A 25,223-nucleotide genomic window follows, 5' to 3' on the forward strand; every position below is an offset into this window, starting at 1 on the left:
TTCAATCGACCCCCAACTGTATATTCAACGCATTTCTCACATACACAGAAATAGGCTTGTATAAATACATATTCAGGGATTCAGAGGTTGGCATCCAATCCTCGATTACCGGAATGAAGTAACAGGTAATAAACAGACTAAAGAGCAACAGCACGATGGCTTCTTTTCTATTCCCTTGTTTCCTAAGCTTGACGTACGCCGTAATTACGTAAACGAGGAAAAGCACTAGGATCGTAAAGATTAGCATTTCATGGTCCTCCTAAGACTTGGCTCATTCCGAGATTCGGAATACTGGCGGTGACATTAACCGTTACCGGTAAAGTGGGATACACCTCTGTCCAATTCGGTTTCGTTCTCTTCCATACATTCGGGTGATATTGCCTTAGGTAATCGGATATGCCAAGAACATCAACCTGCATATCACGCTGGAAGTGAGTTAAACTTACAGTGAGCTGCTTCTTTATTGTCGCCTCTGCGGAACGCTCCAGCTGTTCCAGCGCATTGTTAGCCGTTAATTGAATAGGTCCGCTGGTATCAATTAAAGTACCTCTTAATTTCACGTCGATCGTGATTGCCGGCATTCCATTGATGGCTTGGTAATGTATGTTACTTTTTACAATCTTCATCATCAGCGATACCTTCTTGGATTTATACGGAACAGATTGAACAAATTCAAGGTATCTCCATTTCTTCTTCGCCATGAGCATATGAATGCTCAGCACATCATCGGCATTCATCCAACCAACGAGTTTACCCTTATTGATGACAGAACCGCCGCTCAATATCATGACCTCACGATCACTGTTTATCGGCTTCGAAATAAACAATTTCCCAAGAACAAAGCCACGATACGGATCTGTGTAATAATTGACGATGTCCTTAAGTTCGATGTTGATGCTCTTGCCCCATAGATGTTCGTTCTTCACCTTGCTTTCGATTTCATTGGTGATCAAATCACCGGTTTCCGACTTCAAATGAAGAATATCCGATGCTTTTCCTTTGCTGATCGCCAAATAACCGGACATCCGGATTTCGCGGGATCGATTAAAATAATCGATAATTTCATAGAACTTATGCCGGGCTGCACTTTCCCCCACGATGAAAAATTTGTCATGCTGCCAGATCAATTGTTTGCCTGCACGGCTTCTTATATTCCGCGCAGCATCAAGAATCGATTCACCGGATGAACTTGCGATCCACTCTAACGTCTTATCCGGCATATCCTTACTGGCCGAGGGGGTGTAATTGCAATACAACGTAATGATGAATTTCTTGGATTGCTCATCGTAATCAACCCCTGTAATCGTAACAAGTGCGATACTGTTAATTTCTCTAACATCAGGTGAGCACCCCGCAAGAAGTGACAAGGGAATGAACCCCAATAAGAGCAGTTTAATGATCCTCATGTTCCCTAACCTGCCCTTCCATGGATGCATAGGAGGTGTCATTCTTGGACTGTCTTCGGTGCTTAATGGGGAGAAGCAGATAATGCTCGGTTACGTCCTTCAAGCGATACGAATTAAACGTAGGCAAATACAGCTTCCCGAATGACCGCAACGAACATAAATGCAGGACAATCGCAAACAAGCCAAGAGCCAAGCCGAGAACGCCAGTCCATGCAGATATGAAGATTAGTGGAAATCGCAGCAAACGGAGCGTAATCGCAGTGTTAAATGCCGGAATCGTAAAGGAGGCAATGCCTGTCATCGCGACGACAATGACCATCGGTCTCGAGATAATGCCTGATTGAACAGCAGCTTCGCCAATAATAAGCGCGCCGACGATGCTTACAGATTGACCAACCGTTCGAGGCAGCCTAATGCTTGCTTCCCTTAGAATCTCGAAAGCTACCTCCATGATAAGAGCCTCCAGAAAAGTCGGGAACGGAATTCCTGATTTGGTCGACAGGAACGTGAGCATTAACGGAGTCGGAATCATCTCCAGATGGAATGTCGTTAACGCGATGTATAAGGAAGGTCCGCAGAGTGAAATAAGCAATGTGAGCATACGTAATAGACGTAGGAAATTGGCAAAATAAAACTTCTCGTAGAGATCCTCGCTGGGGTGCAAGAAATCCGTAAAGGTGGAGGGTGCAATAAGCGCATTCGGGCTTCCGTCCGTGAAAATAACCACTTTCCCCAGATTTAAAGCGTTAACTACACGGTCAGGTCTCTCCGTATTCATGATCTGAGGAAACGGCGAATAAGGGCTGTCTTGAATCCATTCTTCGATTTGAGCGCTGTCTACGACGATATTCAGCTTGACCGAGTCTATTCTCTCTTCAACCTCGCGCAGAACGGAAGCCTCTACTTGATCTTCGAGATATACGATCATCACATTCGTCTGGCTTTCACGTCCCAGAACAACGATTTTGGATTTCAATTTGGTGGATTTCATCCTGCGATAAACCAATCCCATATTCACTTTCAAGTCCTCTGTGAATCCTTCACGAGGGCCGCGCACGTTGATTTCCGATGTTGGTTGATCGACTGCGCGCGTCTCATATCCGGGGATCCCGATCCCATAACACACCGTTAAGCCTTCGACGAAAATGACGATTCCGGCATCAGCGATCATCCCAGTAACCTTGTCCAATAAGGGGATTTCGGTGACGATACCTAACGAACGAATGGATTCGAGAATCGTCTCAGCCGTAGGATTCTCATGACCGTGAATATCTTCGTTGATCTTCCTTACGAATTGTTTGTTCAAGGTTTGCTGATTGATAATCACACTTAAATAGGCAACCGCAGCCAGTGGTTTTCCTTGTTTCGATTCGAAGTTCTGGAAGCAAAAGTAGATGTTATCCGCGTACAGCTGCTCCAATTTGCTTATGTTGTTTGCAACGGAAGGATCGATTATCATTTCTGTTCTCCAGGATCAACAATAGAATAGAATCAAAGAAAGTATTCTCCTGTAAACCCAGAATTATGCAAAACGCTGCTTATAGCGACCGTACCCCTCCGTCTCTAATTGTTCTACAGGAACAAAACGCAAGGATGCGGAATTGACGCGATATTGAGGCTTGTTATTTTCTTGAACTAAGTGGCCCAAATGCGATTTGGAGATGCGAGCTCGCAGCGCCGTTCGTACCTGACCATCGCTTAGATCGGATTCTTTACGGATCCAGCCCTCCTCGATCGGCTTGGAGAAGGTTGGCCACCCTGTCCCCGCATCATACTTGTCCCTAGAGCTGAACAGAGGGTCGCCATTAATGATATCGACATAAAGCCCCTCCCGTTCGTTATTCCAATACTCGTTCTGAAAAGCAGGCTCTGACTCCTTGTTCTGGGTGACGTTGTATTGCAGCTCCGTTAACTGCTGACGCAGACGATCTTTATCTTTCTTGCTGTTCCAACTTCGTTCCGCGAATTCATCACGACCGCTGCCTTCTTTATACAAATTATAGGATCTTCGATGTGTATTGTAGTAATCCTGATGCTCGTCCTCCGCAGGATAGAATTGTACGGCAGGTACGATCTCGGTCACAATCGGCTTCTTGAATCGTTTGCTCTTCTGCAGCGCTTGCTTGGAGGCTTCTGCCTTCTTGCGCTGCTCCTCATTATGTACGAATATTATGGTTCGGTAAGACGAACCGCGGTCACCGAATTGTCCGTCACGATCCGTTGGATCAATCAGCTGCCAATAGATGTCGAGCAAACGCTCATAGGGAAACAAATCCGGCTGAAATGTAATTTGAACGGCTTCAGCATGACCTGTCGTTTCCGTACCGACTGTTTGGTAGGTCGGATTTACGGTATGGCCGCCGGTATAGCCTGAAATAACAGAATCAATTCCGGGAAGTGTGTCGAACGGCTGAACCATACACCAGAAACAGCCTCCTGCGAATGTAGCGATCTCTGTCCTTCGAAATGTGTTATTCATTATATATGCACCACCACTTTAGAATTCTTTGTCTCCATAATATTGAGTATTGCCCCGGGGAGAAAAACATTTGAACGACTTCCCGTCATTTGCTACAGTTAAAACATGGAATGGCATTGCTGTTCGTTGAAATTCAATCCATCTTATGGTAGAAGGATGTTGCAGATGTGAAACCAAACTATCCGAATAACGAGTTACCCAAACGAAATTTACAAGCCTATATGGAGGTATTCATTGTTTCAGCCAAGCTGGGATTGACTTCTTTCGGCGGCCCCATTGCCCATCTGGGCTACTTTCACAATGAGTACATACGCAAAAGACAGTGGATGGATGAACGGAGCTATGCCGATCTCGTTGCTCTATGCCAGTTCATACCCGGCCCAGCCAGCAGTCAGGTCGGCATCGGTATCGGTACTATTCGTGCCGGCTTAATTGGCGGCTTGATAGCCTGGCTAGGATTTACGCTGCCATCGGTAATTGCGTTGGTGGTATTCGCTTACCTTCTAAATGGATTGGATATTAGTCATGTGGGTTGGATTCATGGTTTGAAGATCGTAGCGGTAGCCATTGTTGCTCAAGCTATCCTGAGTATGGGACAGAAGCTCGCACCGGATAAAATCCGAGCCTCCATTGCTATCATAGTCGCTGTCATTTCGCTATTGTGGCAGTCTGTATTTAGCCAAGCCTTGCTCATTATCGTAACTGGATTAACGGGGTTAATTATTTTTCGATCTACGAAAGTGCCGGATGCTCCCGCGCTCAATGTTCCAATTACTCGTACGTTTGCTGCCTTGTGTCTGACGTTGTTCTTCGGTCTATTGATTGTGCTGCCTGTCCTAAGACATGCCTTGTCTTCCGAATGGCTGTCTTTATTCGATAGTTTCTACCGATCGGGTTCGATTGTATTTGGTGGTGGCCATGTTGTACTGCCGTTATTGGAACAGGAAGTGGTACCTGCGGGTTGGGTTAGCAAAGAAGATTTTCTTGCAGGGTATGGTGCGGCGCAGGCTGTACCTGGACCGCTATTTACTTTCGCAGCTTACTTAGGCGCAATGACTAAAGGCGTTTCCGGGGCTATTGTTGCGACCGTTGCGATCTTCCTGCCGGCTTACTTATTGATCGTCGGAACCTTGCCCTTCTGGAGCGTTCTTCGAAATAACAGGCGCATTGGAGCTGCACTGGCAGGTATAAACGCGGCGGTGGTCGGTATACTATTGGCTGCCTTGTATAATCCGCTATGGACAACGGCAATTATCGACTCGGCCGATTTTGCACTGGCGTCCATCCTGTTTCTAATGCTGGTTTTCTGGAAATTACCGCCTTGGACGATAGTCATTGCCGGGATGGTTGGCGGCACTTTGCTTAAGTTGCTTTGACTCTCCAATTTATTCTGTTTTATTTTCCTTTTGCCGCTTGTTGTAGATAATGATGAAAACGATGAATAGGATAACAGGAATCATAATGGCGACAGGTATGAGTAGAATGGGTGTCATGTGGTACTCCTCTTAAGTTTGATAAACTTTCTCGTACTGCATGGACATTATCTCTCTTTCCGACGCTGAAATCAAATGAATTAATGCCACTAAATAAAGAAAAACCGAAGAATCAATGATCCTTCGGTTCTTTATTGATCTACGAATGGGCTGTCTTAACCGGAAGCGTTGTAGTCTCCTCTAGTGGATACATCCATTTGGAAATCAGCGTCTGCAGGATGATGATCATCCCGCCAATGCACCAATAGAGCGGCATCGCAGCCGGCGCGGAGAATGAGAATATGCCCATCATGACCGGGGAAAGATATACAATCCAGCCCATTCCTTTGGCTGCATTCATCTGAGGTGCCGCACTCTTCGAAATCAGAGCTTGAGCCAAGTACACGCCGGCAGCCAGGAACGGCAGGATAAGATCCGGTTTCCCAAGCTGGAACCATAGAAACGTATGATGAGCAAGCTCCGGGTTTGACCGAATGGCATAATACATGCCGGATAAGATTGGAATTTGTAAGAGCATCGGCAGACAGCCTATGTTCAGAGGGTTGTACCCATGCTTGCTGTATACCGCCATCGTTTCCTCTGTTTGCTTACGCTGCTTATCCGCATCCGTATTATTCACGTATTTCTGCTTAATGGCATCGAGCTCAGGCTGCATGGCCGTCATCTTGCGTCTCATCTTCTGCTGCTGCTTATATTGATTAATCATGAATGGCATTAGCGCCAGCCTTACGATTACTGTGATTGCAATAACAGCAAGACCGAAGCTGCCTCCAAACCATCCTGCAAAATGATCAATCATCCAAGAGAACGGCGAGACAAAATATTGATGAAAAAAACCGACTTGAGCGTACATATTTAACATAATTAATGATCCTCCCTGTTGTTGTTATGCTTCGGCAATCAACAGGGTCGTGCACGGGGATGAATCATCGTCAGGCGCTTCTTTGCGTTTCGTATGCCGAGTTAGCCGCTGCCGCTGGGTTAGTACAGCGCCAGGTTGTTTCTTCAATGTCGAATGCGGCGCATCCGCTTCGCGGATTCTCGTCCATCTGGCGTCATTAGCAGCGGTCGGAATCCAAACGAAACATAAGTAAGCCAATGAAACAAGTGTGCAAATGGACATCGCATATAGAAGCGCATCATAAGGCTCGAACAATGATATCCCCCCTTTCCGTTTCATTCATATTTGTATATTCTAACCGTTTTCGCCGCTGAACGGAATCGGTCGAGAGACGGATGCAAATTGAAAAACGTGCAAACCCTAATTAGAAACAAGGGTTGCACGTTCTCGGGATTACTTGGTAATTCGGATTTCTCCTGTACTGCTGTCCCACTCTACGGTATAACCAATCAGCTCCGATATATTCCGCAGCGGGAGCAGCACCTTATCCGCTACAAGTTTAGATGCGGTTATGGTTACGGACTCTCCATTCACATCGACGGTATTCGACTGTATCGTATGGGTGAGTGTTCGATCACCGATGACCGCAGTCACCGTCTTCGTTGCATCATCCCACGTTACCTCTGCTCCCAATAATTCAAAGACTTCTCGCATCGGAATAAACACGCGTGAATCGGCTAAGAACAAGTCGTTATCCAATGCCTTCGGTTCCCCGTTTACGAACAGCTTCCCTTCATAGTTCTTCATGACTGGATAATCATGTGCCTCAGCGATTTCAGTTAAAGTATGCTCCGACGACGTAATGATAACGAGCGTCCCGATTTCAATTTGCGGAAATAACCAATGAATTTCATCATTCTTCATCCGGATGCAGCCTGCGCTCACATACTTGCCAATCGATTTGCTATTATTATTGCCGTGAATCGCATACGTGGTGCCTTCTGTTCCGTCAACCTCAAGGCCTAACCAACGGTCACCAAGCGGATTCCGAGGATCGCCTCCGGGAATTTTCTCTTTGTAATAAGGTCTGTTCTTGATTTTGTTGACGATTTTGAAGCTGCCTTCCGGTGTTAATGTACGCGTTCTGCCGGTCGCAACGGAAAAGGTCTTAATCAGCTCGCCGTTATTGAAATACGCCAATTTGTTCGTGCTTTTATTTATCACAATCAGTTGGTTATTACTTGCTTTAGCGCTTGCAGTGGCAAGCGGGAACACACTCAGCAGCAGCGAAACTATGAAAGTGAGGACAACGATTCTCAACCGATTTCGACCCAAGAAAGACACCCTCTTATTCAAATATTGATATACATATCAATGTATGAACGAGAGCTCCTCTGCACCACTGCTTTTTCTAAACTTTAGTGGAACTTTAGTATAGCTAAACCATTAAGGATGAGATTGCGAATGGCGGCTGCCTTGCTCAATTCTTGCAGTTCTTCTTGCAGCGGGTGCTCTAGTAGTTGCAATTCCCGGTTGGCAGCGGCTAATTCGATTATCTCTAATCGCAGTAACCAGTCGTTCGAATAAGTTTGGTTGAGTCTGTCATGGATCTCATTGAGCGCTTGGAGAGACTGGGCTGTGAAACTGCTAGCCTCTCTTATTGCTCTTACTTGTTGATAGAGGGTTTCAAGCTCTGTAAGTGGAGCGGATTGGGTAGGTTCATCTCCTACTTCTGCTTCTATTGCGAGTGGCACAACTGCACTGTAGTAGGCTCCGGGGTCAGCCGCACCCGGATACGCGGAAACGATACTTGACCCGACCGCCATATCGTATGTGCCCCACTCTTTCTTGAATAGCAACTTGTCATTGCAGGTGACCGAACAGTCCTCGAAGGATAGGAGCACGACGTGATGAGCATTTCTATGGATTCTCTTGATCCGTCCTGAAACGTGGATTCCACTTTCGAATAGCAGCTCCGTGTGACTTCCTTGGCATATGCCTAACCCGGCAAGTGCTTGATCATCGCATTCTTCTAATGCAATCCCGCCTTGCAGCTTGCCAATGGGACTGCCATATCCCTTGGCATGATAATCTTTGCCATGCCCGCTTAATTGCTGATGGTCAATCGACAACGCTGTTCCGCCTGTCGTGTTCACATAGATGGCTTCGCCATTCGAGTCTTTCTCGATGCTCTGGATGATCCCCGTAACACAAATACCCGAGTTGAACGCAATAGTCGCCACATTACGCGAACGCAGCGCCTTCTCCAAGCTCTCCGTGCCGCCGATTCGAAATGCCATGGTGTTCGCCAATGCTTCTACACCTTCTAGTAATTGCTCAAAGCTATGACATACGAAGAGACGTGACTGCATCTCCGTTACGACCTTAGGGCTGGCGGCACAAGCATCAACGGAATACGGTAGCTTCATTACTGCATCTGTGAAACAATGTTTGCTCTCTCCGACGGAGGACAGCAACCCTGCGCCGTATATTTTCGGATCATCCGGCTCCCCAATCAGCCCGTATTCGACGGTTGCCCAGAAGAGTCGGGACACTTTCTCCGCTTCCGTTAGTTCAGTTATGGCTTGTTGTTTCTCCTCTACCAGCTTCTGAGCAGCAGCCTTCTCTTCCGCTGTCGATTTCGGATCCTCCATGACGATCGTTAATAGGCGCAGCGCCTCGAAGGCTTCTCCTCTTTCTTTCATAGAGAAGGCCTTTGTACCAATGGACCCTATCGTTTGCACATAGGTCCTATATTCCGGATCAAACAAGATCGGTGCATGCCCGGCAGCTTCGTGAATAATATCAGGAGCCGGGGTGTACTCGATATTGGATAACTTACGGATTTCAGCGGCAATGGGCAGAATCCCATTCGCAAGCAGCTCGTAGAAGACAGCACCGGGAATGAGCCCATTGACGATTACGGCCCCCCATCCGATTCGGGCAAGGCATGCGTTCATCTCGGATACGCGGGGAATACTTTCCTTCTGAATGCCTGACTGCTGCAGTCCACTAACAAAAGCGGCATGTGCGGTATCTCGCAGGGCATGGTGATTCTGGCGCATTACATACCGCCAGACGGCGTGATCGATAGGCGTATACTGATCATAATCTTGCTCGGATATATAAGGGGACAAATGAGGCGGAATCATTCTCATGTCTTCCACTCCCTCTGCAATTTGCGCTTGCTATCTAGTTGCCGGTAGTACTTTCCCTGAAACCTCTCCGAAGCCGACTTTGTAGCCATCGCCTTGGCACCAGCCGGTCATCGTAATTCGGTCGCCATCGCCAAGCCATGAGCGTTCCTCTTGGCCGCTATTCAACTGAAGCGGTTCCGATCCTCGCCAAGTAAGCTCCAGCATGCAGCCTCGCGATTCCTTCGTGGAACCGCTAATCGTTCCGGAAGCGAGCAGGTCGCCAGGCCGCAAATTACATCCGCCAACCGTATGATGTGCGACCTGCTGCTCAATCGTCCAATAGAGATTGCTGTAATTGCTGACGGCGATGCGTTCACGGCCGGCATTGGCTTCACTTTGCCAATAAACCTCTAGTTGAATATCGAAGGAATTTACATCATTCCGTTGCAGATAAGGAAGCGGGGCAGGCTCTTGTTGAATAGCTGCCGGAATGCGAAATGGTGCGAGCGCCTCTAGCGGGACAACCCAGGGAGCGATGGAGGTAGCGAAATTTTTACCGAGAAAAGGTCCAAGCGGCTGGTACTCCCAGGCTTGGATGTCGCGAGCACTCCAATCGTTAACGAGCACAAGTCCGAATAAATGCTCCTTCGCTTCGTCAATTGGGATGGGCTGCCCAAGTTTATTCCCTGTACCAATCAACCACCCCACCTCCAACTCAAAATCAAGCTGACCGCTCACGCCGTAGACAGGCAGAGCGGAATCGGGAGGTTTGATCTGTCCGCAGGGACGCTGAACATCCGTTCCGCTGACGACAATCGAGCTTGCCCTGCCATGATATCCGACAGGCAGATGAAGCCAATTCGGCATCAAAGCCTGTTCCTTGCCTCGGAATAAAGTACCGACGTTAACAGCATGTGACTTGGATGCATAGAAATCGGTGTAATCACCGATTTCCGCTGGCAGAAGCATCTCGACATCATGTTGTCGGTGAAATGCCGATGATCGGAGAGGGAGGTTATCTCGAAGAGCCGGCTCTTCCGAATCAAGCAGCCGCGTAAGGATGGAACGAACCTCTTTCCACACCTGATTTCCCATCGCCATGAATGCATTGAGCGAAGGTTGAGCGAAGATGCCTTTCCCTGAAACAGAGGTGTTATTGAAGCAGCCTGCTTCATCCAACACGGCTAGATCCAGCACATTGTCCCCAATTGCCACACCAACTCGAGGCATGCAACCACTGAAATGCAGTGGGCGGAAGACGCCATAGGGCAAATTCTGTATTGGAAAATGCGATTCCGCATCAACATGAATAAACGAACACGCCATCGGATGATCTCCTTTGCTTCACATGGTGGTTAACTGCTATCGTTTTGTGAATTCCCCTGCCCTCTTAATCTCCTAATTGTTTCTAATGAATCAGGGTTTTCAAGTGCTGACAGATCGCCGGGATCAATTGCTAAATAGGCGGATCGTATGACTCTGCGCATCACCTTTGCATTTCTTGTCTTAGGTAATGCGTCTACGATATGAATCCCCGAAGGTTTGAATGCTTTGCCAAGTCGGCTGGCCACCCATACGAATAACTCGGATGTTAACGCTGTTGATTCCTGGAGACTGAGCAGCGGATGATCCAGAACGACGAAACAAACCGCGGCTTCTCCTTTCAGATCGTCGGGTACGCCAACTGCCGCTGCTTCCACTACGCGAGGATGGTCGACGAGCAACGACTCGATTTCCGTGGGACCAAGCCGCTTTCCGGCCACGTTAAGCGTGTCGTCAGATCGTCCTGTGATCATCCAGAAGCCATCATCGTCCAGCTCCACCCAATCGCCGTGCACCCAAATACCCGACCATCGCGACCAATAGGTTTTCTCGTATCGTTCCGGTTCTTGCCAGAAGCCGCCTGCCATGCCGAGCCAAACGTTCTTCAGCACCAGTTCCCCAACCTCGCCGCGAACCGGCTTCCCGTCCTGTGAGAATACATCCGCATGCATGCCTGGAATCGCAGTGTTAAAACCTGCGGGGGCGATCGGTTTAAGCAGCACATTCCCCAGAATGCCCCCTGAAATCTCGGTGCCTCCTGAATAATTTACAATCGGTATCCTGCCTTGACCGACGTCATGGAATAACCATTGCCACGGCTCCGGATTCCAAGGCTCGCCGGACGAACCGATGACCCTTAGCGAGGACAGATCACATTCCTTGTAACATGCTTCACCGTGCTTCATTATGCTCCGAATCAGTGTAGGCGAAATGCCAAGATGAGTCACTTTATGTTTATTAACGAGGTTAAATATGCGACTAGGGCCGGGAAAATCCGGTGCACCATCGTACAGCACCATCGTACCGCCGCTTAATAAGGTGCCATAAACCATAAATGGCCCCATCATCCATCCCATATCGGTATTCCATAACATCGTGTCCCCCGGCCGACAATCCATCACATAGCCGGCATCGAATGCGGCTTTGATCGGGAATCCGCTGTGTGTATGAATGATACCTTTGGGCGAACCGGTTGTTCCGGAGGTATAGAGGAGCATTAAAGGATCGCTGCTGTTCATCGCTGCTGCTGGGAATGGTTTCGAATCTTCACTATTCTCAGAGCCAATGAGCTCCAACCAGTCGATATCGCCTGCCAGTTGCCGCTTAGTGATCGGAATGCCCAACCGGCGAACAACGACCAGCTTAACATTGGAAGCTGCCTTATTAGTCGCCTTGTCGGCTTCTTCCTTCATATGAATTTGTTTTCCACGCCGGTAATAACCGTCTGCCGTGATCAGTAAGGTACAGCCGGATCCATCTATTCGTTTAGTCACCGCTTCGGCACTGTAACCGGAATAGATGGGAACAGCAACAGCGCCGAGTTTGGCTAATGCAAGCATCGCTATCACGGTTTCCGGGATCATCGGCATATAGAGAGCAACACGTTCCCCGGCCGATAATCCGAATTGCTGCCGCAATCCATACGCTGCACGATTCACTTGCTCAGCAAGCTCGGCATAGGTGAAGCTAAGCGTTTGATGATCCTCGCCTTCCCAAATAATTGCTTTTCTGGCCGCTGCCTGAGGGTCCGACAACCATTTATCGACCGCATTTACAGCGATATTCAACTGTCCCTGCGTAAACCAAGAAGGCCACTGAATGCCAGCTGCGAAATCTACGACTTGATCATAGGGAATCGCCCATTCAATCCCCATGTCTTGCACGACCGCATCCCAGAACCAGCTGATGTCTTCAATCGATTTGGTATAGAAAGCCTCATAATCCGTGAATCCATGCTTGTGCATGAATTGATATAATCGTGTTTGCTCCTGTTCCGACCGCTTCGGAAACCATACTGCTCGTTGCCGCATAACCAGCATCTCCTTCAGTACCTAGCCGGATTATGGATCCACCGGACGCGATACCCAGCTGTATACGTAATTCATATCCTCGATCGACTGCAGATGCTCGACGACTTGCAAGGGACGGAACGTATCGATCATAACCGCCAGCTCATTGGTTTCCTTCTTGCCGATGCTCTCCTCTACTTTGCCGGGATGGGGTCCATGCGGGATGCCTGATGGATGCAAAGTCATCGAACCTTCTTCAATCCCTTTGCGGCTGCCAAAATTCCCTTTTACATAATAAAGCACCTCATCACTATCGACATTACTGTGATAATAGGGCGCAGGAATCGAATCCGGATGATAATCGTAGAGCCTAGGACAGAATGAGCAGATAACAAATTGGTTGCCTTCGAAGGTTTGATGAATCGGCGGAGGCATATGAATCCGTCCCGTAATCGGTTCGAAATCGCGAATATTCAATATCCATGGATATAAATAGCCATCCCAGCCGACAACATTCAACGGATGATGGGTGAAAATATGAGCATGCAGATAGCCTCCTTTTCGAGTGCGAACTTCGAATTCGCCCATGTCTGTAAACGTTTCCAATACTTCCGGAAGCCGTATATCCCGCTCGCAGTACGGGCTGTGCTCCAGCAGCTGGCCCTGTTCATTGCGGTATCGTTTCGGTGTCGTGATCCAACTGTTCGTTTCCACGATGAGTAGCTTTGTTTTACCGGAATCCGGTACTACCCGGTAGATCGTTCCGATTGGAATCACGATATAATCGCCGGGCCGATAGCGCAAGGTGCCGAACATCGTTTCCACTTTACCAGACCCTTTATGGACGAAAATCAATTCATCGCCATCCCCGTTACGATAGTAATAGTCCATCGCTTCTGTAGGATGTGCGACAGCGATTAAGAGATCGTCGTTGCCGAACATGTATTGCCTGCCGTAGATGGCATCCCCCTTCAAGACCAATCGATTGGTGCGAAAATGCCGATGACGGAGCGCTCCTTGCGTCTCAAATTGCGGTTTGCTCGCTGACAGCAATTGCGCTTTCGTGATTGCAGTCGGCGCGTGGTGATGATAGAGAATCGATTGGATGCCCGAGAAACCTTTGGTTCCCATCACTTGTTCACGGTACAGTGTACCGTCGGGCTGGCGAAATTGCGTGTGTCGCTTCGGCGGAATCTCCCCCATCCGATGATAGAACGCCATATTCGTTCTCCCCCCTTCACTTCCAGGCTTTACTTCCTTTCCAGTTCAAAGGTGTCGGAAATCGCCCTCGTGTAGGTTTGCCCCGCCATTCTGCCGATCGGTCGCAGCAATTCACTGTTGATCCTGCCGCCTTCGAATAATTCATCCTGCACATGAACGCAAACGACCTGGCCGATCACAAGGCTGCCCGCGCCGGGCAACTCGCCTAGTGTTACGATTTGATGCAACGTACATTCAAGCTGGACATCACTTTCTTGTACTCTCGGAGGCAGCACACTGTGACTCGGCACTTTCGTCAGACCCGTATAAGCGAATTCGTCTACCTCAGGCGGGAATTCAATGGCGCAATCATTCATTTGTGCAGCGATTTGCTCTCCCACAATGTTGATGACGAACTGCTTGGTCGCTTCAATATTGGCAAGCGTATCCTTCTTCTTCCCATCCGATCCACGAATCATCGGCGCAAAACACACCATCATCGGTTTCGCGCAGATGCCGGTAAAGAAGCTGAAAGGAGCTAAATTACTATTACCTTGTAGATCAACCGTGGAGACAAATGCGATAGGACGAGGCAGGACGGAGCCGATCAGCAGCTTGTAGGCATCCCTCCACGACAGTGTGCCAGGATCCACTTTCATCGTATCAACTCCTCAGGTTTGTCGTAATTCCTTACAAATTTCCTCTTCGCGCTTGTTCCCTTTCAATCGATTCAAACAACGCTTTAAAGTTGCCTTCCCCGAATCCAACGGCGCCTTTACGCTGAATGATTTCCATGAACAAAGTAGGACGATCCACGATCGGTTTGGTGAAAATCTGCAGCAGATAGCCTTCATCGTCGCGGTCTACAAGGATGTTCAGCTCTTGAAGCTTCGCAATCTCCTCATCGATTGTACCGACTCGCTCGGTTAACATTTCATAATAGCTGTCCGGTGTGCTCAGGAACTCAATTCCGTTATTCTTTAATGCCGTTACAGTTGCGATGATGTCATTCGACAGAATGGCTATATGCTGGACGCCTGCCCCGTGGTAATAGTCGAGAAATTCTTGGATCTGTGATTTACGTTTGCCTGTCGCAGGCTCATTAATGGGGAACTTGATCCGTCCGCCGCCAAACATCACCTTCGACATCAGCGCTGAATATTCGGTCGAGATATCCTTATCATCGAAATGAATCATTTGCTTGAAGCCCATGACCTTCTCGTAATACGATACCCATTCCTCCATCTGCTCCACATTGCCGACAACATGATCGATCCCGATTAACCCGGTCGATTGATGCGGGATGTTCAGCTCACATGCCTCATAATGGGGTAGAAACACACCCTTATAGTTACTGCGATTTATTAACGTATGGATGGTATCCCCGTAAGTCCCGATGGCGGCTGTCGTCACTGTTCCATTCGAATCCTTATATTCCCTTGGTTCCATAATGGGGATGCCGCCGCGTGCGACAGCGTCCTGGTAAGCTTTCTCCACATCGTCGATTCGCATGGCAATGTCTTTTACGCCATCACCGTGCTTGATGACAAACTCTGCAATCGGGTGGTCCGGCGATAACGCTCCACTGAGTACAAAACGCGCTTGATTCTGCTCCAGCAGATACGAGACTTTACCGGATTCCCCTGTTTCTAAGCCCGCGTAAGCCACCACCTTAAAGCCGAACCCTTTACTTAAATAATGTGCAGCTTGTTTGGCGTTACCGACATAAATTTCGAGAAAGTCGATTCCTCTGACCGGAAACAAATCCGATGGTTGATTGTTGATCCGTCGTTGTTTTCTCATGATGTGTCACCCTTTTTCTCACGGCGAATGCCGTTTCCTCTTGCCGTTATCTTATTCAGCACCTGCGGACGTTGTCGAAGCAGCTATGCTAATATTTATTCAGCTGAAGGATGAACTATCCTAACCATTAAGAAAAAGAGCCGCCTCGCGGCTGCTCTTGAATAAAAGGATATGAATTTAGATCAGTACCGGAATGTTAATGGTCGACATGGCTTGTTTCTTCTGATCGTCATTAACATGCGTATAAATCATCGTGGTTTCAATCGAGGAATGGCCGAGCAGTTCCTTCACAATCCGAATATCGACGCCGTTACGAAGCAGCATCGTCGCAAATGTATGTCGCAATTTATGACAAGACAGCTTCATATCGCTCAGCCCCGGCTTGTCCGCTTTGAACGCGGTAAAGGTCTGTTCCGCGATTTTCTGAATTTGCCGAATGGACAGCCTCTTCCCCTTCTGAGAGACGAAGAATGCTTCTTCTTTCTCGCGATAGGGCGCAATTCTCTCGTGCTCCACTTTCGCCAGAATCGAGCTCAACATTTCGGGTACGGGAATCTCGTTCCATTTTCTCCCTTTACCGAATACTTCGATCGTTCCCTTCGCTTTCTTGAAATCTTTGAGATTCAACCGATGGACTTCTCCAACGCGCAAGCCGCAATAGCTCATCAGCAAGAAAATCGCCAGATTGCGATCCCGGTACCGACCGTCTACGAATGCCAGACTCTGAACAAGCTCCTCTTCCTCGAGGTAAACCGGTTTCTTGTTTTTCTCTGTCTTGGATTTCTTCACTTCCATGGCTGGATTCCTCGTTGCCATTTCAAAATCAATCAATGACACATAAAAGGAGCGTATCGCCGAAAGCGTTCTGTTCCTCGTGCGATCTCCGGTGGAATCCTGTTTGGATACCAGATACCCGATCACATCCATCTTGCCGGCTTTCTGGGCCGATAACCCGTCCAGCGATTGAAGATAGGAGTACGCTTCTCTCTTATACTCTCTCTGTGTAGTCGATGTGTATCCCGCTTGCTTCATCCATATATGAAAAGCACGCAGCTCTTCCTCGTAATGTTCATCAATTTCGTAGTTTTGGGTCATGGATTCACCTCTATGATAGGCTGACTTTGCCATCTTTTGTCGATCTGAGACGAAAGTGCGCAAAATATGTGTTTTGCGCACTTATTATAGCATGTTTTAGGCCGATCGTGAAATCGGTCCGCACGTTTATAAATATATAAAGCATATTTACTATAGAAATTGAACATAACAAAAGGTTTGCCGGTATTCCCAGCAAACCTCATAGTCTATCTATTTTTGGAGTAAACCTTCGTCAAAATTGCATCGAATAGTCTCATTGCGATTAATTAAGTATGCTCTGTTCCCTGAGTTTTCAATCCACTTTTTGCGTGAACCTGCCTTGCTTATAAACAAACTTAGATCCGCCGTCTACGCCAGCCGAATACACTGATGTGGACGATCGCTCTTGTCGACCAATGAGCTAGAATATGTAGGACAATAAACAGCAGCACGAGTGGCTTGAATAAGATCCAGCTGGCTGCCCACACCAGTAGGATTTGCCAAGGCTTCATTTTGCTTAATACTTTATTAGGCCACATAAAGATTCGATAGATTAAATAGTGATGCCGAAGCGATTCCAAATATTCGTCTTGGTACTGCTTCTCATCCGGATTTAGACGGATCGCACTGCGCATATACGTTTCTTGCAGTTTATGCTCATTACGGCTCGCCGCTGCCCAAGCAAGATACATCAATACGACAGGCTCTTCGGCTCCATAACGGATTGCTTCACGGTCCAATCTTCTTGATTCGACAACATTACCAAGAAGCGCTTCGATATAACTAAGAACAGCCAGATATTGAGGGTTCTCGGAGTCCAGCTCTAGGGCCGTCTCGATTTGTCCCTTCGCTTCCTTGAACTTGCCCTTCTTGTTCAATTGATTCGCCGCTAAATAATAATAATGGGATTCGTACGGGTTAATCCGCAGCGCTTCTTGGAGTGCTTCATGAAAGGCTTTCTCATTGCCGGTTTCATAATAAACCGAAACACGTACATACCAGCCTAAATGATGTTCAGGATCCCGACTTAATGCTTCTTTCGCCCAATGCTGGGCTTTCTCATAATCTCCCATTAACACAAAGATTTGAGCATTTATGGCATACGGATCCGGGTCATGTGGATTCTCCCGCAGCAGCTTGTCCGTTTCAACCAATGCTTCCTTATACCTTTTCCAGGCAATCAGCTGATAGACGGCACTGTAGGCTGAAGAAGTTGCAGGGTTTATTGTTTCTACCATAGAAATATCCTCCTGCTCCTTCGGCTATTTGATACCATGCTTCTTCACATAGTCCAGAACGATCTGGTAATCACCGTTCACATCGCTGAAGGTGGCATAGTTTCTTGCGGTAGAGAACCATTCAATGGTCGTAGCCTTCCGCGCCTTCAGGGATTTACGGAGGTCCTCCTGCATAATCGGCTGGATTTCCCCCGTCTCAAACGTCCTCTCCATAGCGTAATCCACAGCATCCTTGACGACTTGTTCCAGATCCGCACCTGAGAACAACTTCGCTTCTGCTGCCAGCTTGGACAAATTCAGTGAAGATGTCGGCTTGTCTGCAAGTTTCAGTTTGAGAATCGTACTCCGCTCTTCTTCCTCCGGCGGCGGAACGAATACAAGGTGGTTGAACCGCCCCGGTCTGCGCAATGCAGAATCCAGATACCATGGCGTATTCGTTGCACCAATGACGAAAACCTGATCATTACCGGCTTGCAATCCGTCAAGCTCAGTCAACAGCTGATTGACAAGCATACGCTCATGATGCTGCCGCATCTGATGTCGACTCCCGCCCATGGCATCCAGCTCATCAATAAAGATGACACAAGGTTTATTTTCGCGTGCTTTCTGAAATATATCATGCAAATTATGCTCACTCTGCCCCACATACATGGACAGAATGGCCTGCAGCTCGATATGAATAAAATTCGCATCAATCTCACCGGCAACTGCACGTGCGAGGAAAGTCTTCCCACAACCGGGAGGACCAAATAACAGCAGACTTCCGCCGGCTTCTTTGCCATAGGCTTTGAAGATTTCCGGTTGCTTAAGAGGAAGTATGAAGTTCATCCGAATCTTCTTCTTAACATCTTCAAGACCACCGACATCTTCAAAGGTTTCTTTCGGTTTATCGGATTCAATGAGCGATTGGTCATCCTTGTTGAATTGAATAAGCTTTAATTTATTCTTTCGTCTTTCCGATAATTCATCATGATCTGACAAATGGACTCCTCCTCAACACTCTATATTGAAAATAGTAGCATATTTAATAGCCTGTTACGAGATTCAAAAAAGATGACCCCTGCGCAGTGAGCAACACAGGGATCATCTATCGTTGGCTGTCTAGGTCTACTAACTAATGTGAAGATTGATTACAGAACCTGCGCAATTTCCCACACATGCCCATCCGGATCGGCAAAACAAGCCGTTCGCCGCCCCCAAGGGCGAGTTATTGGTCCATTCAATAATTGAACGCCACGTTCCTTCAGCTCATCGCATACCCTATCAACGTCTGGTACTTGGATCGTGAACTGAAACCGTGCTCCATCACCGCTGCGACCAACAGGCGCCGGCTCAACTAACTCATTGGCATTCGACTGATTTAACAGATTGATATAGGTATTACCATAATCAAACACTGCGCAAGCGTCATCTTCAAATAGGATCGCAAGTTTAAACGTCTCCTGATAGAAAGCCTTCGACCGATTCAAATCTTCCACAAACAATGTGATTTCGGTAATTTTCTTCGTCCAGTCCGTTGTCATCATCCGCATTCGACCCCATTTCCTATTCTTCAATTCCCGCACGCATTGTAAAAACCTGAATATCTCCGGGGGCAAGTCGGATACGAAGACATGAGGCCGCATCCCCGCTTGACTCCAATGTACCTTCACCATCTGCAAACCAGCACTCTACTAGCGAATATGGCTTCGGCAGCCGGATGCAGACTTCCTTATCAGAATGGCTCCAATTGGTTGCAAACACGAAACAACCGCTTTTTCCTTCCGTTTCCCAAGAAAGCGCATCACAGCGAACGCCGTCCTCACCCTCTATCATCACATAGGGCATTAAACCGAATTTAGTTTGAAGCAATTCTCTGAGAAAAGCTCTCGTTCCGCTAAGGGGATTCCGTTCATAAGCAGCCGCCAGCAATGTGCCCATCCACACTGCTTTGCCGCGACCATAATCGGCACAAGTGATGGCTGCCATGCCATCTTCCGCAAATGCGGCTAATACGTCGACATCCGGACGGACAACAATGTCCGTTTTATAGTAAGAACCTTCCAAAGTTTCATTCGTGGTACTCGCTTCTTCCGAATTAACGGACGCTGAAAGCGTGTCAATCGGGGCAATCGGAATTGCAATTCGGGATTCCGCGATCACTTCATGATAACTGTGGTCCAGGTGCTCGACCGAGTGAATCCAAGTCTCACGGACTCCGAATATTTCGTCGAAGCCGTAACCGGGAACGATAGGGCTATGCGTCCCGTCTTCTGCCTGAAGCGCTCCGAAGGAATTCTCAGCCAGAAGAATGCCGCCGTCTGCCACCCACTCACGGATTAAATTACTCAAGTCCCGGTTTAAATATAGAGGATAAGGCATCCATAAGCATCGGAATCGAGCTAATGTTTCCTTGTTTAGCATTCTATCGTGGACAAATTCGACTTTGTAGTTAAGATCGTGGAGCAGATGATGCATGCCTTGCACGGAATCGTTATAGGTGTCCAAGTGCGCATAAGCGGCGAAATTGGCGATTTGGTTCTCCGAGCTGAACAGGATTGCAATACCGTCTGAGGGGCGAGTTGATTCAGAAAGTCTGTCGCCGTGAAATTGAATAGTCGCGTTCAATACTGCCATTTCCTTCAACCAAGGCGTTTCACTACCATCCATATAGGTACTCCCCCAAGCAGGAGCCTCATGTCCCAGTGTTTCCGGACGATACTGCCAGAACAAATAGCCAAGTATGCCCCGAGAAAGTGGAATGAGAACATGCCGTTTCAATTCTGTCCAATTGAGCTTCCGAGGCTTCAGCGCGGTAGTGCCGGGGAGAGCATGAATCTCGGAGTTGATAACGGGCTTTCCTCCTGCTGCGGACAATAACAGATCTGCGGACCAAGCGGAGGAACCAAGGCTGTTACCGAACAGATCGCAAGGCTCGGCAAGCATGAAATCGTCCGAACCAGCCGTAATCAAGTTAAAGATTGGCGAAGGTACAGTATGGACCATGACAGGATGCTCCGTATCCAGTGCCTTGACAACCTGGATTCTTCGCTTTAAGTCCTCGGTAAGCGCATCCGACATGAACAACCGCCAGTCCACCATATCGTTATAAATCGCTTGTCCTCTCGGCGGTTCGACTTCGGACCAACCGCCATACCTGCGCTGCCATTTCAGATTTAGAGCGTCTATGGATTCGTATTTCTTGTGTAACCAGACAGCGAAGGCTTGCAGCGAATGATCGCAATAGCAAACCTGGTTCTCGAACGAAAGCTTTCGCTTAATTCCGGTCGTCAACTCCGGCTCATTCCATAGATCCCATACCCAGAGTGCCGAGTGGCTGCCTAACTTCTTAACGGTTTCCATTAGAAAACGATCCTTCTCTCGTTGTGCCGGCTCGTGATGATAGCATGGACCCGGAGCACCACCGATTTGTCGGTAGCTAAGCGCCTGCGGTTTCAGTACCATACCTTCAGCCGTTACCATCAGGGAATCAGGATATTTCTTGTAAAACCAAACCGGTGCAACATCGAAGATGACGTTAAGTACGACTTTCAACCGATGGCTTTCCGCTAAATCCATCAAATCCGCGATATCGTCGAAAATAAATGTGTCCTCGGAAGGATGGCAATCCCTCCATTGTACCCAGAGCTTGATGCAATTAAAGCCATTCAACGAAATCCTTTCCAGATCCATCGCCCACTGATCGCGGTACGGGGTTGGTGAGCGGTAGTATTGAAAACCGAAAGGAATAAACGATTTCTCTTTCATTCTGGAGCCTCTCCTCTACTTTTTCCTCATACTCACTCCATCTTCTGACTTTAATATTGTGAATATTCGATAGGTCGGGTTAAACCCCTTCAAGCAGAAGACAAAAAGGTTTCAAGTTATTCTCTAGCACCGGCGTTTCTTTTTCCCCTACTACTTTTGTGGTAGAATAGAGGTTCTGAATGATAGTAAGAGGAGCGATTCATAGCATGGAAACGAACGTCCCGACGTCGGCAAGCCGTTCCGTCGAGAGAACTTCCCGTAAATCAAAACCATCTGTTCCGATGTTTCTTGCAGCCTGGGCGCTGTTGATCAGCTGTGGCGTTATAGGCACTGTCTGGTATACCGGCCAAGTGAAAGACAAACTGACGCAAGATATTAGCGCTCAAACGGCGCAGCAAATTACGACGATGCAGCAAAATTACGATGCGCAGCTGAAGCAAATGCAGACTGATTTCTCGGGCGAACTGAGTAAGGTGCAGGGCAAAGTAGACGCACTTAACGAACTCTTGGAGTTCACGAAAGATAATACGAATTCAAAAACCGACAACAGCAACAAACTATTCACGCAGCTGAATGAGGTTAAGAAAAAACTGGCCGAACTGCAGAAAAGTTTGGATGTGCTGAAATGACGTTGAATGTTAAGCAAATCAATAGGTTCTTTCTCATGGCATGTGCCCCGTTCATCGGACTGGTCATTTGGCTGATGGCCTCGGATCTGTCGATCACACTTCCGGACAGTACATTCCCGAAGCCTGCCTTAACACAGGCAACCGTGCCGGCGGATACCGCGAAGCTGACTGCCGGTTTAGACGAAGCGAAGAGAACGGCACTCGTCACAGCGAAGTCACTCAAGAAATCGATCCAACTCTATACGACGACGGGCAAAAACATGAACGCCATTGTCGCACTCGCCGTCTCACAAGCTAACAGGCCCTTTCGCATTTATGACCGGCGCATTACGCGGAAGATTGGCGCACCAACGCAACAGATTGACTCGGACAATGTCCGCGCACAGCTGTTTGTGATTCATGCGCAGCACTTTAACGGTTATGCGCTGAAGGTCAAGCTGAAATCGCCCAAAGCGATGAAAATGGTGCTGGGTCAAGACAAGAATGGCGGAGCTGAAACGACTCTCGCGGCCGTTAATCGTTACCGCGCCATTGCCGGTGTAAATGCCGGCGGCTTCGCAGATGACGGCAGCAAGCGCTATCCGCTCGGTACCACCGTGATGAACGGTAATTATTTGAACGGCTTTTCCCCAACTTACAAGGATCTGTTCTTCGTTGGGCTAAACGATAAGTTAGAGCTCATCGGAGGCAAATATACGAGCAAATCGCATCTGGACCGCGAAAATCCGAGGTTTGGTGCATCGTTTGTACCGGTGCTCTTACATAATGGCAACGCACAGCCGATACCCGACAAATGGCGATCCAGCCCATTGCGTGCACCACGAACGATTGTCGCCAATTATAAGGATAATCAGCTTCTCTTCCTCGTTATCGACGGACGCAACGAGAATGGCAGTTCAGGCGCTACACTTGAAGAAGCGCAGCTGCTCCTTCAGCGCTTCGGCGCGATCGATGGCTATAACCTAGACGGCGGAGGCTCATCGTCACTCGTTTTCAATGGCCGGATCGTGAATCACCCATCTGACGGTCAACTTCGGCCGGTCCCGACTCATTTTCTCTTTTTCAAATAAGCGAGTATAAAAAGACAGGCTGCCGTTTCGGCTGCCTGTCTTTTTGTGCGTATGTGTTACTCTTCGATCAATACGCTTTTATTCTCGAGTGACTTGATCTTTGTAATTCCATTAATTCTGTATAAATGATCTTGGATATCGTTTCTGAACAATCAGCACTCTTTATCACAGATGGCGGAATTGTTTGTAGATAGAATTTCGTGCGATTTAGCTTCTTTACAGTAAGTTTTTCATTTCTCTCACAAAAATTCTGTACAACCCTTTTTTCCATACAATCATCGTCTACACCGTAGTATAAAGGAATGCCATGTTCTATCCATAAATCATACCAAACTCCAAAACATAATAGGAAATTACCATCTTTACTTTTGATTATAAGTGAAGTCTCTGCAGAATCAGTCCGAATTTTACAATTAAAATCCGGATCGCAATAGTCTTTCACACAATCAATCAATGCAAATAATTTAAGCATTGTGCTCGGAATATCTTTATTGTAGATCAAATCAACTTGCTCACTATTAAACGTGACCTGTTCAGTCAGGAAATAAGATTTTAGTAAACCGAATAAGCCATTTACTTTACTGCTTAATAAATGCAATTCGCTTTGTTTAATAACTTCTATCAAATCTGTCCAGTATACCGTCTTTGTTCGCAAATGGTTTGGAACTGCCTGAACATACTCTATCACTTTGGTTTCCCATGTAGACAGATGTTGGTATTTCGTTGGAATGAGGAATATTAGCATTTTTTGCTTGGTGGTTGAACTCTCATTTAGTAATGCCAAGTATGTAGTTGGTTGGTTTGCAGTTAATCCTGAATCCGAAGTTTTAACTTCAACGAATATTTCGTACTCATCATTAGATATAACGATGTCCGGGCGACATTCATTTTCACCTAATGAATACTGTGTTGTAAAATCACTATAGTTGAATATATTTATTTCTGACTGATCTAAAAACAATCCTAAAAATAGATCGCGAATTGGTTTATATGACATGTAACTACATAATAATTCAGTTAAACTATTTTCATTTGTTACGATTCGACTGTAAATGTACTCTTGTGTACTCAAAGTTGTTCCACTTCCTCTGATTATAGAAATTGCATTCTCTGTACGCCCAGCAGTACTCCCTCATTAAACTCCATAATATAAATATCAGGTTTTGAAGTCTGTAATAGAAATTCATAATCGTATTTACGGTCAAAATACCGCATCATTAGCGTCATCACCATGCCATGCGTGCCGATAACCACTTTCTGCCCTTTATGGCTCTCCATAATCCCCGCCAATACGCCTATAGCACGATCCGTACAAGCTCGGCATGATTCGCCGCCAGGTAATGATAGATCAGGGTCTTGGAACATTTGCTCCATGAACAGGAAAAAATCCTTATCCGACAACAGCCCATCATCATTAGAAAACGTCATTTCTCGCAAATCTTCAAATGCGATTATTTCTTTATCGTAGCAACCAGCCACTTCCTCGATTGTCAGTACCGCTCTGCGATAGGGACTAGAAATGAAACTATCAATACCTTCATTCTTGAGCATTTCAGTTATTTTGCGCGAATCAGCCCAACCTTTGTCCGTAAGTCCTCGTGTTCGCTCATTGGGATCCGTTCTGGGTGATTCCGCATGCCTTACCATGTAAATATAGGTTCTCATAGGCCCTCCTGCCGTTAGTCATTCATGTAGGTTGTTGAACTTCTCCTACAATTCGTTATTGAAGCTTCTTTTCCCTTTAAATGTAAACGACATAAAAAAGAAAAGCGAG

Annotated in this window: 22 protein-coding genes; 3 read left to right on the forward strand and 19 right to left on the reverse strand. The window is 47.3% G+C overall.

Features of this window, described 5'->3' with window-relative positions; all coding sequences use genetic code 11:
• Positions 1–248: 248 nt before the first annotated feature.
• The 3 genes from AC0YN4_RS04070 to msrA all read right to left on the reverse strand — a co-directional run bounded on the left by AC0YN4_RS04070 (position 249) and on the right by msrA (position 3,885).
• Positions 249–1,406, reverse strand: coding sequence for a Ger(x)C family spore germination protein (locus AC0YN4_RS04070; protein WP_475835216.1), 1,158 nt, complete (start codon positions 1,404–1,406; stop codon positions 249–251).
• Positions 1,393–2,865 (reverse strand): spore germination protein, encoded by a 1,473-nt coding sequence (locus AC0YN4_RS04075; RefSeq protein WP_475835217.1) that lies wholly within the window; start codon positions 2,863–2,865, stop codon positions 1,393–1,395. The genes AC0YN4_RS04070 and AC0YN4_RS04075 overlap by 14 nt, the downstream gene beginning before the upstream one ends.
• Positions 2,866–2,928: 63 nt before the next feature.
• Positions 2,929–3,885, reverse strand: a complete 957-nt coding sequence (gene msrA / locus AC0YN4_RS04080) for a peptide-methionine (S)-S-oxide reductase MsrA (RefSeq protein WP_475779936.1) — start codon at positions 3,883–3,885, stop codon at positions 2,929–2,931.
• Positions 3,886–4,106: 221 nt separating this feature from the next.
• Here msrA and AC0YN4_RS04085 point away from each other — a divergent pair, with 221 nt between their 5' ends.
• Complete coding sequence (locus AC0YN4_RS04085) at positions 4,107–5,261, forward strand: chromate transporter (RefSeq protein WP_475780108.1); 1,155 nt, start codon at positions 4,107–4,109, stop codon at positions 5,259–5,261.
• 256 nt (positions 5,262–5,517) lie between these two features.
• On the opposite strand, the gene yidC is transcribed toward AC0YN4_RS04085, so the two are convergent.
• The 14 genes from yidC to AC0YN4_RS04155 form a co-directional block, all read right to left on the reverse strand.
• Complete coding sequence (gene yidC / locus AC0YN4_RS04090) at positions 5,518–6,240, reverse strand: membrane protein insertase YidC (RefSeq protein ID WP_475835218.1); 723 nt, start codon at positions 6,238–6,240, stop codon at positions 5,518–5,520.
• 24 nt (positions 6,241–6,264) lie between these two features.
• Positions 6,265–6,534 (reverse strand): hypothetical protein, encoded by a 270-nt coding sequence (locus AC0YN4_RS04095; protein WP_475835219.1) that lies wholly within the window; start codon positions 6,532–6,534, stop codon positions 6,265–6,267.
• 138 nt (positions 6,535–6,672) lie between these two features.
• Positions 6,673–7,554 carry a L,D-transpeptidase family protein gene (locus AC0YN4_RS04100; protein ID WP_475779933.1) on the reverse strand — a complete coding sequence of 294 codons (882 nt, stop codon included), beginning with the start codon at positions 7,552–7,554 and terminating at the stop codon, positions 6,673–6,675.
• Between the two features lie 83 nt (positions 7,555–7,637).
• Positions 7,638–9,377 (reverse strand): aromatic amino acid hydroxylase, encoded by a 1,740-nt coding sequence (locus AC0YN4_RS04105; RefSeq protein WP_475779932.1) that lies wholly within the window; start codon positions 9,375–9,377, stop codon positions 7,638–7,640.
• A 30-nt stretch (positions 9,378–9,407) separates the two neighbouring features.
• Complete coding sequence (gene fahA, locus AC0YN4_RS04110; protein WP_475835220.1) at positions 9,408–10,682, reverse strand: fumarylacetoacetase; 1,275 nt, start codon at positions 10,680–10,682, stop codon at positions 9,408–9,410.
• A 29-nt stretch (positions 10,683–10,711) separates the two neighbouring features.
• The gene (locus tag AC0YN4_RS04115; RefSeq protein ID WP_475835221.1) at positions 10,712–12,709 is read right to left on the reverse strand and encodes an AMP-binding protein; all 1,998 of its coding nucleotides are present in this window, start codon (positions 12,707–12,709) and stop codon (positions 10,712–10,714) included.
• Between the two features lie 30 nt (positions 12,710–12,739).
• Positions 12,740–13,909, reverse strand: coding sequence for a homogentisate 1,2-dioxygenase (locus AC0YN4_RS04120; RefSeq protein WP_475779929.1), 1,170 nt, complete (start codon positions 13,907–13,909; stop codon positions 12,740–12,742).
• Between the two features lie 29 nt (positions 13,910–13,938).
• Entirely contained in the window at positions 13,939–14,547 is a 609-nt protein-coding gene (locus tag AC0YN4_RS04125) for a flavin reductase family protein (RefSeq protein WP_475779928.1), read from the reverse strand.
• Between the two features lie 31 nt (positions 14,548–14,578).
• Positions 14,579–15,691 carry a 4-hydroxyphenylpyruvate dioxygenase gene (gene hppD, locus AC0YN4_RS04130; RefSeq protein ID WP_475779927.1) on the reverse strand — a complete coding sequence of 371 codons (1,113 nt, stop codon included), beginning with the start codon at positions 15,689–15,691 and terminating at the stop codon, positions 14,579–14,581.
• Positions 15,692–15,868: 177 nt separating this feature from the next.
• Positions 15,869–16,786, reverse strand: a complete 918-nt coding sequence (locus tag AC0YN4_RS04135; RefSeq protein ID WP_475779926.1) for a tyrosine-type recombinase/integrase — start codon at positions 16,784–16,786, stop codon at positions 15,869–15,871.
• Between the two features lie 335 nt (positions 16,787–17,121).
• Entirely contained in the window at positions 17,122–18,003 is an 882-nt protein-coding gene (locus AC0YN4_RS04140; protein WP_475835222.1) for a tetratricopeptide repeat protein, read from the reverse strand.
• 24 nt (positions 18,004–18,027) lie between these two features.
• Positions 18,028–18,984, reverse strand: a complete 957-nt coding sequence (locus tag AC0YN4_RS04145; protein WP_475779924.1) for an ATP-binding protein — start codon at positions 18,982–18,984, stop codon at positions 18,028–18,030.
• Between the two features lie 149 nt (positions 18,985–19,133).
• Complete coding sequence (locus AC0YN4_RS04150) at positions 19,134–19,535, reverse strand: VOC family protein (RefSeq protein ID WP_475779923.1); 402 nt, start codon at positions 19,533–19,535, stop codon at positions 19,134–19,136.
• A gap of 13 nt (positions 19,536–19,548) precedes the next feature.
• Positions 19,549–21,750, reverse strand: coding sequence for a beta-galactosidase (locus tag AC0YN4_RS04155; protein WP_475835223.1), 2,202 nt, complete (start codon positions 21,748–21,750; stop codon positions 19,549–19,551).
• Between the two features lie 206 nt (positions 21,751–21,956).
• Here AC0YN4_RS04155 and AC0YN4_RS04160 point away from each other — a divergent pair, with 206 nt between their 5' ends.
• Together AC0YN4_RS04160 and AC0YN4_RS04165 are read left to right on the forward strand one after the other, a co-directional pair.
• Positions 21,957–22,379: a hypothetical protein gene (locus AC0YN4_RS04160; protein WP_475779921.1), complete on the forward strand. Its 423-nt coding sequence runs from the start codon at positions 21,957–21,959 to the stop codon at positions 22,377–22,379.
• Complete coding sequence (locus tag AC0YN4_RS04165) at positions 22,376–23,449, forward strand: phosphodiester glycosidase family protein (RefSeq protein ID WP_475835224.1); 1,074 nt, start codon at positions 22,376–22,378, stop codon at positions 23,447–23,449. Before AC0YN4_RS04160 ends, AC0YN4_RS04165 begins: the two co-directional genes overlap by 4 nt.
• A gap of 67 nt (positions 23,450–23,516) precedes the next feature.
• Here AC0YN4_RS04165 and AC0YN4_RS04170 read toward each other — a convergent pair whose 3' ends face one another.
• Both AC0YN4_RS04170 and AC0YN4_RS04175 read right to left on the reverse strand, forming a co-directional pair.
• Positions 23,517–24,521 carry a hypothetical protein gene (locus AC0YN4_RS04170; protein ID WP_475835225.1) on the reverse strand — a complete coding sequence of 335 codons (1,005 nt, stop codon included), beginning with the start codon at positions 24,519–24,521 and terminating at the stop codon, positions 23,517–23,519.
• Positions 24,522–24,541: 20 nt separating this feature from the next.
• A complete protein-coding gene (locus AC0YN4_RS04175) occupies positions 24,542–25,114 on the reverse strand; it encodes a histidine phosphatase family protein (protein ID WP_475835226.1) in 573 nt (190 codons plus the stop codon).
• Between the last annotated feature and the right edge of the window lie 109 nt (positions 25,115–25,223).

The sequence above is a fragment of the Paenibacillus sp. J22R3 genome (genome assembly GCF_056269305.1).